Origin of the sequence: Haloarcula salina, from assembly GCF_010119195.1 — an archaeon.
In the GTDB taxonomy this organism is placed as follows: Archaea; Halobacteriota; Halobacteria; order Halobacteriales; family Haloarculaceae; genus Haloarcula; species Haloarcula salina.
Window position 1 is genome coordinate 271587 of the sequence record NZ_WRXL01000002.1, and the last position, 12210, is coordinate 283796.

The window sequence follows — 12210 nt, forward strand, 5'->3', positions numbered from 1 at the left end:
CCTACTCTCTGCGAGCGACGTACTCGCCAGCAGTCTTCTCGGCGAGACCGAACTCGACCGCCCACTCCAGTAGATTCTCGGTTCGCTCCCGCCAGACGACTTCCCAGTCGGCGTGGCGTTCGCGCTCCCAGCGGGGAATATCCTCGCGGAGCGCATCGAACGCATCGTCGGGGTCCAGCGACCCGTCAGCGAACGCGTCGACGAGCGCGTCGACGCCGAACACCGACCGTCTGAACGCCTCGGCGGCCTGTTCCGGTTCGAAGTCACGCTTGGTGCGGTAGTAGCCGCGATCGCTCTCGGCAACGAGACCGAGGGCTCGCAGGAAGACGAGATACGCCTGTGCGGTCTCGCGGTCTCCCACGTCCGTCTCTTGCTGGATCGCTCGACAGCAGTCCGCTTCGTCGCCGGGAACGAGCGGAATCGCGCCGCGGGCCCGTTCCAGGAAGACGAGCGAGCGCGGCGGCGGGGCGACCTTGTATCGCACGGTCAGAGGCCGAAGCTCTCGGCCAGCACGTCGTCGCGCGTCCCGCCGACGACGTGCGTGTCGTCGCCGACGACGTCGATGGTCACCGCGGCGGGGCCGAACAGTTCGACCGGGAGCTCCGCGAAGTCCCAGTCAACGTCTTCGAAGACGCCTTCGAGCGGTTCCGCGTACTCCGCGGCCGCGACGGACGGGACCTCCTCGAAGCGGTCGAACGGCTCGTCGACGGTGAGGTGGACCTCACTCCCGTAGGCCAGCGCGTCCGTGGTTCGGGCCATCGCCGTCGCCTCGTCGCCGGCGACGGGCGCGACCGGCGCGCGGCCACTGGCCGACAGCACCGAGACCGGATCGTAGCCGAGTTCGGTCAGTCGGAAGACGGCGAGTTCGGCGGCTCGGGCCGCGGCGACGACGCTTCCGGTGACGCTCGCGGTCGCGAACGACGGGAGGAACACGCCGGTCTCGGGGACGCCGGTCCGCTCGGCCACTCGACTCGCAACGGCTTCGTCCGGGAGTTCGTCCGTCTCGACGGCCAGCACGGCGAAGTCGGCGTCCTCGCGGTAGCCGATCCGCTGGAAGGCGTCTTCCTCCGCGACGAGCGCGCGGGCCGGGCCGCTCCCGAGCCCCTCGAAGCCGTCGACGGCGAGCTCCCAGCCGCCCTTCTGCGAGCACAGCAGCGCGAGCGCCGGGTGATCGGTCGCCAGTTCCACGTGGGTCAGCGGCGCGCCGTCGACGGTGTCCATCGTCGACTGGACCGTCGCCAGGCCGGCGGTCTGGATCTCCGCGAGCAACATCCCGGCCTCGACAGCGCCGGGGACCTCGACGCCGAAGTCGAGCACCGCGGCGTCGCCGTCGAGCGCGTGTACGTCTATCGTGAGTTCGTCGGCGAAGTCGATGGCCTCGTCGATAAGTTCCGTGGCCATCCGATTGAGGCTGTCCATGCGCGGTCTTTGGCACCCTCCCCTTTAATCTCCACCTTCGGACGCGCCGCTGCGGGCCTCGCGGCCGAGGTGGTCTTCGACGGCGTCCACTTTGTCGCTCGCCCGCTGGTCGACGGTCCGCTTGTCGTCGACCTTCAGGAACGTGCTCACTCGGTCGCTCTGCGCGCCGACGGCCTCGTGGGCGGCGTGGGTGGCAGCGAACAACTCTTCGCTGTCCTCCGCTTCGATGATCGTCCCCATCGGCATCGTCTCGTACTCCACGTCGAAGTCGTCGAGGGCCGCGACGGCGTCCGCGACGTACGGCGACATGCTGTCTTCGATGACCGGTGCGACCGAGAGGAACCCGATACAGGTCATGCGCGTTCGCACGCGCGCCTGTGACTAAATATTGCTCCTTGGCTCCACGGCCCTTGCCGGATCGCGAGTCGGGACGGAGCGAACTGCCCTTCCCGCAGGGCGGGACGCTGTGGCCTACTCGGCGTCCTCGACAGGTGCGCCGCGGGCGTTCTTCTGAACGCTTCGGAGGCCCTGCTTGGCCTTCTGCTTCGAGGCGTAGCCCTGGCCGCAGTCCGCGATGATGTCGCCGTTGTCGTGGCGGAGCCGCCAGCGCGGCTTGCCCTCGCTGTCCTCGAACAGTTCGAACGTCGCCTTGCTACCGCCCTCTGCGGGCGTCTCCGGCTCGTCGTCTCTCGTCTGGTCGACGACGTACGCGCCGGGAGCGTTTTTCTTGACGCTTTCGAGGCCCTGTTTGGCCTTCTGCTTCGATGCGTACCCCTCGCCACCATCGGCGATGATGTTCCCGTTGCGGTGGACGAGTCGCCAGCGCCACTGTTCGGCGCTGTCCTCGTAGACCTCGAACGTCGCTAAGCTCGCCTGGGCGTCCGTGTCGATCTCGCCCGCGTCCGCGGGCCACTCCATCTGGATATCGAGGCTGACGGTGTCGTCCGCGCGCTCGATCTCGACCGCCAGGTCGGTTTCTGCCGGTGGGTCGACCGTCACAGTCTGTTCGTCGTCTGCCGGAACGGGCTCGCCGCGGCCAAGTGCGTCCGCCAGCCGCCGGAAGTACGACGCGATTCCTCTTCGACTGCGCTTCTCTGACGACTCGTGGACCGTCTCGTCTGTCATGCGGCCGAACAATCGACCGGTCGACAGATAATGGTATTCCCAAACCGGGCCCGAGTTCCGACCCGGGCGAACCGAGCGATTCGGCGGACCGTCCGCTCGGGAGTTGCGTTCGACAGAAATGCGCTGGCTGGGAGTGAGCAATCGCGGAGCGATTGCGATTCCCGACAGACGAAGTCTGTCGGTGTTTGAACCCGGTGCAAATCCTCGCTACGGTCGAATTTCCGCGACTCAAATCCGAGTGCGAGTTCACGACTCACGGAAGACACGCACACGCGACGCGGTACTCGACGGGATTGTTCACCGTAGAACTGCGCTGGCTGGGATTTGACCCGGACCGAGAAATGCTCGCTCACGCTGGTCGCTGCGCGCTCCTCGTAGCGTTCAAATCAGGACGATTTCGTCTCGCGACGCGACTCGCTGCGCTCGTCGGTCAGCGTCAGTAGAAATGCGCTGGCTGGGATTTGAACCCAGGTTGTGACCATGGCAAGGTCACGTGATACCAACTACACTACCAGCGCGCACTTCGTTCGCCCTGACCCTCGCGACCGTCGGTCGCTCGGTACCAGCGCGCAACGCCTCGTTGCAATCAAATCTGGGGAGGGTGATAGTAAAAAGCCTTCCGTTTTCCGGGAAAACCGTGGGAAGTGAGGCCAATCGCCCCGCCGGACCTTCGGGGAGCGTGTGTTGTGGTCACACGACATGGACTTTCGAAAGCGGCAACGGTTCGAACCGCGCGTTCGGTCTCGAGGCGGCATGACGGACCATGTGAACGCGCCGCACCGCGAGCGCGAAACGCGGTCTTTTTAAGGACGGGAAGGGGAGATACCGGCACAGTCTAGTGGCGCGACGTGGAAGCGTCACGGCATGACGACCAGCGTACTCGTGCCGTCTTCCCTCGCACGGGAAGCCGAAGACAGACGCGAGGCAACTCGCAAGCTCGGATACGTGGCCCGCGCGGCCGCGGTCTTCCGGGTGGATCGGCTGACAGTGTACCCCGACCCTGACGGGGCGGGCAAGTGGGAAGACGGGTTCGTCGAAACCGTGCTGCGGTACGCCGCGACGCCCCCGCACCTCCGAAAGGAGATGTGGGATAAGCGGGACGAACTGGAGTACGTCGGCGTCCTGCCGCCGCTCCGCGTGCGTTCACAGACCGGCTCCGGATCTGAGGGTTCGGGGTCGTTAAGACAGGGAATCGTGACCGAGGTCGGAGCTGATGGGCGCGTCCGGGTCAATTGCGGCATGCAACACCCGATCTCCCTCCCCGTTCCAGACGGACTGGACGCGGGCGAGGGGGAGCGCGTGACCGTCAGGGTCTCTTCGCGACGGCCGGTCCGGGCGAAACTCGTCGACGTCCCACAGTCGGGATTCGACGTTGTCGCCGCGGACCTCGATGCGGCACTCTCGCGCGACGATGCCGGGCACACTATCGCGTCCTCGCGATACGGCGAGCCGGTAACGTCGACCCGTCTCGGCCAGCTGGCCGAGCGGCGCGACGCCGAGGGCGGCATGACCGTCGCCTTCGGGGCACCCGAGCGCGGGTTACCGTCGATACTCGACGTCGCCCCGGACGCCGTCGGGGGAGACCAGACAGACGACGATCCAGCAGGGTTCGACCTCTGGCTGAATACGGTTCCGAACCAGGGCAGCGAGGTCGTGCGAACGGAGGAAGCTCTGTTCGCCTCCCTCGCCTGTCTAACCCTCACGGAGTAAACGAATGCCACAACCAAGCAGACCACGCAAAGGCTCGCTGGGCTTCGGCCCGCGCAAGCGCTCGACGAGCGAGACGCCTCGCTTCAACAGCTGGCCGTCCGACGACGGCCAGCCGGGCGTCCAGGGGTTCGCCGGCTACAAGGCGGGCATGACCCACGTCGTGCTCGTCAACGACGAGCCCAACTCCCCCCGCGAGGGGATGGAGGAGACCGTCCCCGTGACGGTCGTCGAGACGCCGCCGATGCGCGCCGTCGCCCTGCGTGCGTACGAAGACACGCCGTACGGTCAGCGTCCGCTGACGGAAGTCTGGACCGACGAGTTCCACTCGGAACTCGATCGGACACTGGACGTTCCGGAGGACCACGATCCGGACGCTGCAGAGGAACAGGTACGAGACGCACTCGAGGCCGGTACTCTCGGGGACGTGCGACTTATCACGCACACCGTCCCTGACGCCGTCCCGAACGTCCCGAAGAAAAAGCCCGACGTGATGGAGACTCGCGTCGGCGGCGGCTCCGTCTCGGACCGCCTCGACTACGCGCTCGACCTCGTCGCCGACGGCGGCGAGCACGCCATGAACGACATCTTCCGCGCCGGCGAGTACGCCGACGTGGCCGGTGTCACGAAGGGCAAGGGGACCCAGGGTCCCGTCAAGCGCTGGGGCGTCCAGAAGCGGAAGGGCAAGCACGCCCGCCAGGGATGGCGTCGACGGATCGGAAACCTCGGTCCGTGGAACCCGTCCCGCGTGCGCTCGACGGTCCCCCAGCAGGGGCAGACCGGCTACCACCAGCGCACCGAGCTGAACAAGCGCCTCGTCGACATCGGCGAGGGCGACGAGCCCTCCGTCGACGGCGGCTTCGTCAACTACGGCGAGGTCGACGGGTCCTACACGCTCGTGAAGGGCTCCGTGCCCGGCCCGGACAAGCGCCTGGTGCGCTTCCGGCCCGCAGTGCGTCCGAACGACCAGCCGCGCCTCGACCCCGAGGTGCGCTACGTCTCCACCGAATCGAACCAGGGATAACCCATGCAGGCAACAATCTACGACCTGGACGGCGACGCCGACGGCGAGGTCGACCTGCCGGACGTCTTCGAGACGCCGGTTCGGTCCGACCTCATCGCCAAGGCCGTACGCGCCGCCCAGGCAAACCGGAAGCAGGACTACGGGTCCGACGAGTACGCCGGCCTCCGAACGCCGGCCGAGTCCTTCGGTAGCGGTCGCGGTCAGGCGCACGTCCCGAAGCAGGACGGCCGCGCCCGCCGCGTCCCGCAGGCGGTCAAGGGGCGACGCGCCCACCCGCCGAAAGCCGAGAAGGACCGCTCGATCGACCTCAACGACAAGGAACGGCAACTGGCCGTTCGCTCGGCGCTGGCCGCCACGGCCGACGCCGACCTCGTCGCCGAGCGCGGCCACGACTTCGACCGCGACGAGGTCCCCGTCGTCGTCTCCGACGACTTCGAGGACCTGGTCAAGACGCAGGAAGTCGTCGACGTGCTGGAGGCGCTGTCCGTCCACGCGGACATCGACCGCGCCGACGACACGAAGATCAAGGCCGGACAGGGGAAGGGCCGCGGCCGGAAGTACCGCCGTCCCTCCTCGATTCTGTTCGTCACCAGCGACGAGCCGTCGACGGCCGCCCGCAACCTCGCCGGGGCCACCGTGGCCACGGCACAGGAGGTCAACGCGGAGGACCTGGCCCCCGGCGGCCAGCCCGGCCGACTCACCGTCTTCACCGAGTCCGCACTCGCGGAGGTGGCCGACAGATGAGCTGGGACGTCATCAAGTACCCGCACGTCACCGAGAAGGCCATGAACGACATGGACTTCCAGAACAAGCTGCAGTTCGTCGTCGACGACCGGTCGAGCAAGACCGACGTGGCCGACGCCGTCGAGGCGCAGTACGAGGTGACGGTCGAGAGCGTGAACACGCAGAACACGATGGACGGCGAGAAGAAGGCCGTCGTTCGCCTCTCCGAGGACGACGACGCCCAGGAAGTCGCCTCCAGGATCGGGGTGTTCTAACGATGGGACGACGAATCCAAGGGCAACGGCGCGGCCGCGGGACCTCCACGTTCCGCGCCCCGTCGCACCGCTACAAGGCTGATCTGGAGCACCGCAAGGTCGAGGACGGCGACGTCATCGCCGGCACGGTCGTCGACATCGAGCACGACCCGGCCCGCTCGGCTCCGGTCGCCGCAGTCGAGTTCGAGGACGGCGACCGCCGCCTCGTCCTCGCGCCGGAAGGCGTCGGCGTGGGCGACGAACTACAGGTCGGCGTCAGCGCCGAGATCGCGCCCGGGAACACGCTCCCGCTCGCCGAGATCCCGGAAGGGGTCCCGGTGTGCAACGTCGAGGCCAGCGCCGGCGACGGCGGGAAGTTCGCCCGCGCGTCCGGCGTCAACGCGACGCTGCTCACCCACGACCGCAACGTCGCGGTCGTCAAGCTCCCCTCCGGAGAGATGAAACGGCTCGACCCGCAGTGTCGCGCCACCATCGGCGTCGTCGCCGGTGGCGGCCGCACTGACAAGCCGATGGTCAAGGCCGGAAACAAGTACCACAAGATGAAAGCGCGCGGGACGAAGTGGCCCAACGTCCGCGGTGTCGCGATGAACGCCGTCGACCACCCGTTCGGTGGCGGCGGCCGACAGCACCCGGGCAAGCCGAAGTCCATTTCGCGTAACGCCCCGCCTGGCCGCAAGGTCGGGGACATCGCCTCGAAGCGAACAGGTCGAGGTGGCAACGAATGAGTTCAGAGTATCAAATCGGCCACGAAGGAGATTTCTCCTTCCGCGGCCACACGCTCGACGAGCTGCAGGAGATGGAGCTCGACGAAGTCGCGGAACTGCTCCCCGCTCGACAGCGGCGAAGTATCACACGCGGCCTGACCGAGGAGAAGCAGAAGCTGCTCGAGAAGGCCCGCGAGGCCGGCGAAGAGGAGACGGCCAACGACCCGATCCGGACGCACCTGCGCGACATGCCGGTGCTGCCGGTGATGGTCGGTCTCACCTTCGCCGTCCACGACGGCCAGAACTTCGAGCGTGTCAAAGTCGAGCCCGAGATGCTCGGTCACTACCTCGGTGAGTTCCAGCTCACCCGGAGTAGCGTCGAACACGGTCAGGCCGGTATCGGGGCAACACGCTCCTCGAAGTTCGTACCGCTCAAGTAATCATGGGAATCAGCTACTCAGTCGAAGCCGACCCGGACACGACGGCCAAAGCGATGCTCCGGGAGCGGCAGATGAGCTTCAAGCACAGCAAGGCCATCGCCCGAGCGATCAAGGGCAAGACGGCCGGCGAGGCTGTCGACTACCTCGAAGCGGTCATCGAGGGCGACCAGCCCGTTCCGTTCAAACAGCACAACTCGGGCGTCGGCCACAAGCGCAAGGTCGACGGCTGGGACGCCGGTCGCTACCCGCAGAAGGCGAGCGAGGCGTTCCTGGACCTGCTCGAGAACGCCGTCGGCAACGCCGACCACCAGGGCTTCGACGGTGAAGCCATGGAGATCATGCACGTCGCCGCCCACAAGGTCGGCGAACAGCAGGGTCGCAAGCCCCGCGCGATGGGGCGCGCCTCGGCGTGGAACAGCCCGCAGGTCGACGTGGAACTCATCCTCGAAGAACAGGAGGAGGCCGAATAATGGCCGACGAACAGCAGTTCATCGAGGACGGACTCCAGCGGACCCAGATCGACGAGTTCTTCGCTGACGAACTCGGTCGCGCCGGCTACGGCGGCATGGACGTCGCCAAGACGCCGATGGGGACCCAGATCGTCCTGAAGGCCGAAAAGCCCGGTATGGTGATCGGCAAGGGCGGGAAGAACATCCGGAAGATCACGACCGAACTCGAAGAGCGCTTCGACCTCGACGACCCGCAGGTCGACGTGCAGGAGGTCGAGGAACCGGATCTCAACGCCCGCATCGTCGCGGACCGACTGGCCAACGCCCTCGAGCGTGGCTGGTACTTCCGCAAGGCGGGCCACACCACGATCGACCGGATCATGGAATCCGGCGCGCTGGGCGCGGAGATCGTCCTCTCGGGGAAGGTCACCGGCGCTCGCTCGCGGGTGGAGAAGTTCAACCGCGGCTACGTCAAGCACAATGGCGAGCCCGCCGAGGAGATCGTCGACAGCGGCGTCGGCGTCGCCGTGATGAAGCTCGGCACCATCGGCGTCCGCGTGAAGATCATCCCGCCGGACGCGGAGCTCCCCGACGACTTCGAGATCTACGAGGACGTCGAGGTCGAGGACTACGTCGCCGACACCGACGGCGAGTCGGTCGAGGAACTCCTCGAAGGCGAGCCCGAGGAAGACGCAGAGACCACCGAGGTCGGCCACGCCGACCCCGAGGAAGTCGACGACGACGTCGACGAGGAGGTCATCGAAGAGGAGATCGTCGAAGAGGACGTCGAAGTCCCGACTGACGAGGACGTCGAGGACGTCGACGTCGACGAACTCGAAGACGCGGTCGACGAGGAACTCGACGAAGACGTCGAAGCCGAAGCCGAAGAGCTGATGGACGAAATGGACGAGGAGGATGACGACGAATGACCGTCCTGCACGTCCAGGAAGTCCGCGACATGACGCCCGCCGAGCGGGAGTCTGAGCTCGACGAACTGAAGACCGAACTGCTGAACGCCCGGGCCGTGCAGGCCGCGGGTGGCGCGCCGGAGAACCCCGGCCGCATCAAGGAACTGAAGAAGGCCATCGCGCGGATCAAGACGGTCCAGCGCGAAGAAGGCGACCTTCAGGAGAACGAATAATGCCACTGACGCCCGAGACGCTCCCCCGTCACGAACTCGTCGGCCTCGACTGCGAGGTCGTCGCCGCGTCCAGCGTGGACGCCGTCGGCATCAGCGGAACGGTCGTCGCCGAGACGACCCAGACGCTTGCCATCGAGGGTGCAGACCGGGTGTGGCACGTGCCGAAGGACACGGCGACGTTCGCGTTCGCGCTCCCCGCGGGCGAGAGAGTCCGCGTGGAGGGTGACCGTCTCGTCGCCCGTCCCGCTCGTCGCACAGAGAACACAGGAGATTCACAATGGCGCTAGGACTGAACGTACAGGAACCGGAGGAAGCCTGTGCCGACCAGAACTGCCCGTTCCACGGAGAGCTCTCCGTGCGCGGTCAGACGCTGGACGGCGAGGTAGCCTCCACCGACATGGAGAAGACTGTCGTCGTCGAGCGCGAGTACGACGTGAAGGTGCCCAAGTACGACCGCTTCATGAAGCGGCGGAGCCGCGTTCCGGCTCACGCACCCGACTGTCTCGACCTCGCGGTCGGCGACACGGTCACGATAGCAGAGTGTCGACCGCTCTCGAAAACGAAAAGCCACGTCGTCGTCAGCGTGGGCTCTGACGAGCCCACAGACGGCGAACAGGACGGTGATGCCTGATGGAAGCACTCGGTGCTGACGTCACGCAGGGCCTCGAAAAGGGCTCGCTCATCACGTGTGCGGACAACACTGGTGCGCGACAGCTCAAGGTCATTTCCGTCCACGGCTACTCGGGAACGAAGAACCGCCACCCCAAGGCTGGGCTGGGCGACAAGATCACGGTCTCGGTCACCAAGGGGACGCCGGAGATGCGTCGCCAGGTGCTCGAAGCCGTCGTCGTCCGCCAGCGAAAGCCGATCCGTCGACCCGACGGTACCCGCGTCAAGTTCGAAGACAACGCGGCCGTCATCGTCGACGAGAACGAGGACCCGCGCGGGACCGAGCTGAAAGGTCCCATCGCACGGGAAGTCGCACAGCGATACGGCAGCGTGGCATCCGCAGCGACGATGATCGTATAGAACCATGAGCAAGCAACCACACAAACAGCGAACGAGTCAACGACGCGCGCCGCTTCACGAGAAGCACAAGCAGGTCCGCGCGACGCTGTCCGACGACCTCCGCGAGGAGTACGGGCAGCGCAACGTCCGCGTCAACGCCGGCGACACCGTCGAGGTGCTCCGCGGCGACTTCGCCGGCGAGGAAGGCGAGGTCGTCGACGTCGACCTCGACGACGCCGTCATCCACGTCGAAGACGTCACGCTCGAGAAGACCGACGGCGAGGAGGTCCCGCGACCGCTGGACACCTCGAACGTCCGCGTGACGGATCTGGACCTCGACGACGAGAAGCGCGAGGCGCGTCTCGAATCGGAGGATGATTCCGCATGAGTAACCACCAGAAGCGGCTCTCGGTGCCCGACAGCTGGCCCGTAGAGCGCAAGACGGCGACGTTTACGGTCAAGGCCGGCGCCGGCCCGCACGGCGAGTCGGGGGTCCCCCTGCTCATCGTCCTGCGGGACGTGCTCGGCTACGCCGACAACCGCAAAGAAGCCCGCTACGCCCTCAACGAGGACAACGTCCTCATCAACGGCAAGGCCATCTCCGACGAGGAGCGCCCCGTCGGGATGTTCGACATCCTGGCGTTCACCGAGCGCGAGGAGTACTACCGCGTGTTCCCCGGCGAGGGCGGTCGGCTGGCGCTGACCGCGATCGACCCGGACGCGGCCGAGTCCAAGCTCGGCAAGATCGTCACCAAGACGCGCGTCCCGGGCGGGGACGTCCAGCTCGGTCTCCACGACGGCGAGACGCTCGTCGTCGACGACGACCAGACCTACGCCGTCGACGACTCCGTCGTCGTCGGCAACGAGGACGGCGAGATCGTCGCTCACTTCGAGTACGAGGAGGGCGCGCTCGTCACCGCCGTCGACGGCGCTCACGCCGGCGAGATCGGCGAAATCGACGAGATTCAGGTCACGCCGGGCTCGGCGCAGAACAACGTGTTGGTCTCCCAGGACGACGGCGAGGGCTTCGAGACGGTCGAAGAGTACGTCGTCGTCATCGACGAGAACTTCACGGGTGATGACGATGAGTAGCGAGAGCGAAGCCGGCGGCGACTTCCACGAGATGCGCGAACCGCGCGTCGAGAAGGTCGTCGTCCACATGGGCATCGGCCACGGTGGCCGCGACCTCGCCAACGCCGAGGACATCCTCGGCGAGATCACCGGCCAGACGCCGGTGCGCACGAAGGCCAAGCGGACCGTCGGCGAGTTCGACATCCGCGAGGGCGACCCCATCGGTGCGAAGGTCACGCTTCGGGACGAGATCGCAGAGGAGTTCCTCACGACCGCGCTGCCGCTCGCCGACCTGTCGGCGACTCAGTTCGACGACACCGGCAACTTCAGCTTCGGCGTCGAGGAACACACCGAGTTCCCGAGCCAGGAGTACGACCCGAGCATCGGAATCTACGGGCTGGACGTGACGGTCAATCTCGTCCGCCCCGGCTACCGTGTCGCGAAGCGCGACAAGGCGTCGCGCTCGATTCCGACGAACCATCGACTCAACCCGGCCGACGCGGTCGCCTTCGTCGAGTCGACTTACGACGTGGAGGTGAGCGAATGAGCGAAAGTGAAACCACAGACGAGCCCGATTCCGAGACGGCAGCCAGCGAACGGACTGGCCAGCTCGAGTCCTGTCAGCGCTGCGGGCGCGAACAGGGACTCGTCGGCAAGTACGACATCTGGCTGTGCCGCCAGTGCTTCCGCGAGATTTCGCGGGGTATGGGCTTCAAGAAGTACAGCTAACAATGACAGGGAACGACCCATTCGCCAGCGCACTGTCGGCACTCAACAACGCCGAGAGCGTCGGGCACTTAGAGCAGACAGTATCGCCCGCTTCGAACGAGATCGGTTCCGTCCTCGAGGTCTTCTACGACCGCGGGTACATCGACGGGTTCAGCTTCGTCGACGACGGCAAAGCCGGTGAGTTCGAAGTCGAACTGAAAGGAGCCATCAACGAGTGTGGCCCGGTCAAGCCCCGCTACTCGGCGGGCGCCGACGAGTTCGAGAAGTGGGAGAAGCGGTTCCTCCCCGCCCGTGACTACGGGACCCTCGTCGTCACCACCAGCCACGGCGTCATGAGCCACTACGAGGCTCGTGAGGAGGGCGTTGGTGGCCAGGTCATCGCGTACGTATACTAA

Annotated in this window: 21 protein-coding genes and 1 tRNA gene; 17 read left to right on the plus strand and 5 right to left on the minus strand. The window is 66.5% G+C overall.

Features of this window, described 5'->3' with window-relative positions; all coding sequences use genetic code 11:
- Position 1: 1 nt before the first annotated feature.
- The 5 genes from GM656_RS06290 to GM656_RS06310 all read right to left on the minus strand — a co-directional run bounded on the left by GM656_RS06290 (position 2) and on the right by GM656_RS06310 (position 3062).
- Positions 2-484 (minus strand): hypothetical protein, encoded by a 483-nt coding sequence (locus GM656_RS06290; protein WP_162412816.1) that lies wholly within the window; start codon positions 482-484, stop codon positions 2-4.
- A 2-nt stretch (positions 485-486) separates the two neighbouring features.
- A complete protein-coding gene (gene mch / locus GM656_RS06295; RefSeq protein ID WP_162412817.1) occupies positions 487-1419 on the minus strand; it encodes a methenyltetrahydromethanopterin cyclohydrolase in 933 nt (310 codons plus the stop codon).
- A gap of 24 nt (positions 1420-1443) precedes the next feature.
- A complete protein-coding gene (locus GM656_RS06300; protein ID WP_162412818.1) occupies positions 1444-1776 on the minus strand; it encodes an MTH1187 family thiamine-binding protein in 333 nt (110 codons plus the stop codon).
- Between the two features lie 114 nt (positions 1777-1890).
- The gene (locus tag GM656_RS06305; protein WP_162412819.1) at positions 1891-2544 is read right to left on the minus strand and encodes an HVO_2922 family protein; all 654 of its coding nucleotides are present in this window, start codon (positions 2542-2544) and stop codon (positions 1891-1893) included.
- A gap of 446 nt (positions 2545-2990) precedes the next feature.
- A tRNA-Gly gene (locus GM656_RS06310) sits at positions 2991-3062 on the minus strand.
- Between the two features lie 346 nt (positions 3063-3408).
- Between GM656_RS06310 and GM656_RS06315 the strand changes: the two genes are divergently transcribed.
- The 17 genes from GM656_RS06315 to GM656_RS06395 are packed head-to-tail and all read left to right on the plus strand — an operon-like array spanning position 3409 to position 12210.
- Positions 3409-4254 (plus strand): putative RNA uridine N3 methyltransferase, encoded by an 846-nt coding sequence (locus GM656_RS06315; RefSeq protein ID WP_162412820.1) that lies wholly within the window; start codon positions 3409-3411, stop codon positions 4252-4254.
- Between the two features lie 4 nt (positions 4255-4258).
- On the plus strand, positions 4259-5275 hold the full coding sequence (gene rpl3p / locus GM656_RS06320) for a 50S ribosomal protein L3 (RefSeq protein ID WP_162412821.1): 1017 nt from the start codon (positions 4259-4261) through the stop codon (positions 5273-5275).
- Between the two features lie 3 nt (positions 5276-5278).
- Positions 5279-6019 carry a 50S ribosomal protein L4 gene (gene rpl4p / locus GM656_RS06325; protein ID WP_162412822.1) on the plus strand — a complete coding sequence of 247 codons (741 nt, stop codon included), beginning with the start codon at positions 5279-5281 and terminating at the stop codon, positions 6017-6019.
- Positions 6016-6273 (plus strand): 50S ribosomal protein L23, encoded by a 258-nt coding sequence (locus GM656_RS06330; RefSeq protein WP_162412823.1) that lies wholly within the window; start codon positions 6016-6018, stop codon positions 6271-6273. Before rpl4p ends, GM656_RS06330 begins: the two co-directional genes overlap by 4 nt.
- A 2-nt stretch (positions 6274-6275) precedes the next feature.
- The gene (locus tag GM656_RS06335) at positions 6276-6998 is read left to right on the plus strand and encodes a 50S ribosomal protein L2 (protein WP_162412824.1); all 723 of its coding nucleotides are present in this window, start codon (positions 6276-6278) and stop codon (positions 6996-6998) included.
- Positions 6995-7417 (plus strand): 30S ribosomal protein S19, encoded by a 423-nt coding sequence (locus tag GM656_RS06340; protein WP_162412825.1) that lies wholly within the window; start codon positions 6995-6997, stop codon positions 7415-7417. Before GM656_RS06335 ends, GM656_RS06340 begins: the two co-directional genes overlap by 4 nt.
- Before the next feature lie 2 nt (positions 7418-7419).
- Positions 7420-7887, plus strand: coding sequence for a 50S ribosomal protein L22 (locus tag GM656_RS06345; protein WP_162412826.1), 468 nt, complete (start codon positions 7420-7422; stop codon positions 7885-7887).
- A complete protein-coding gene (locus GM656_RS06350; RefSeq protein ID WP_162412827.1) occupies positions 7887-8795 on the plus strand; it encodes a 30S ribosomal protein S3 in 909 nt (302 codons plus the stop codon). Before GM656_RS06345 ends, GM656_RS06350 begins: the two co-directional genes overlap by 1 nt.
- Entirely contained in the window at positions 8792-9007 is a 216-nt protein-coding gene (gene rpmC, locus GM656_RS06355; protein ID WP_162412828.1) for a 50S ribosomal protein L29, read from the plus strand. The genes GM656_RS06350 and rpmC overlap by 4 nt, the downstream gene beginning before the upstream one ends.
- Positions 9007-9294: a ribonuclease P protein component 1 gene (locus GM656_RS06360; protein WP_162412829.1), complete on the plus strand. Its 288-nt coding sequence runs from the start codon at positions 9007-9009 to the stop codon at positions 9292-9294. The genes rpmC and GM656_RS06360 overlap by 1 nt, the downstream gene beginning before the upstream one ends.
- Positions 9285-9638, plus strand: coding sequence for a 30S ribosomal protein S17 (locus tag GM656_RS06365; RefSeq protein ID WP_162412830.1), 354 nt, complete (start codon positions 9285-9287; stop codon positions 9636-9638). Before GM656_RS06360 ends, GM656_RS06365 begins: the two co-directional genes overlap by 10 nt.
- The gene (locus GM656_RS06370; RefSeq protein ID WP_162412831.1) at positions 9638-10036 is read left to right on the plus strand and encodes a 50S ribosomal protein L14; all 399 of its coding nucleotides are present in this window, start codon (positions 9638-9640) and stop codon (positions 10034-10036) included. The genes GM656_RS06365 and GM656_RS06370 overlap by 1 nt, the downstream gene beginning before the upstream one ends.
- Before the next feature lie 4 nt (positions 10037-10040).
- Positions 10041-10403: a 50S ribosomal protein L24 gene (gene rplX, locus GM656_RS06375; protein ID WP_162412832.1), complete on the plus strand. Its 363-nt coding sequence runs from the start codon at positions 10041-10043 to the stop codon at positions 10401-10403.
- Entirely contained in the window at positions 10400-11107 is a 708-nt protein-coding gene (locus GM656_RS06380) for a 30S ribosomal protein S4e (RefSeq protein WP_162412833.1), read from the plus strand. The genes rplX and GM656_RS06380 overlap by 4 nt, the downstream gene beginning before the upstream one ends.
- Entirely contained in the window at positions 11100-11633 is a 534-nt protein-coding gene (locus GM656_RS06385; RefSeq protein ID WP_162412834.1) for a 50S ribosomal protein L5, read from the plus strand. The genes GM656_RS06380 and GM656_RS06385 overlap by 8 nt, the downstream gene beginning before the upstream one ends.
- Positions 11630-11815 carry a 30S ribosomal protein S14 gene (locus tag GM656_RS06390; RefSeq protein ID WP_162412835.1) on the plus strand — a complete coding sequence of 62 codons (186 nt, stop codon included), beginning with the start codon at positions 11630-11632 and terminating at the stop codon, positions 11813-11815. Before GM656_RS06385 ends, GM656_RS06390 begins: the two co-directional genes overlap by 4 nt.
- A gap of 2 nt (positions 11816-11817) precedes the next feature.
- Entirely contained in the window at positions 11818-12210 is a 393-nt protein-coding gene (locus GM656_RS06395) for a 30S ribosomal protein S8 (protein WP_162412836.1), read from the plus strand.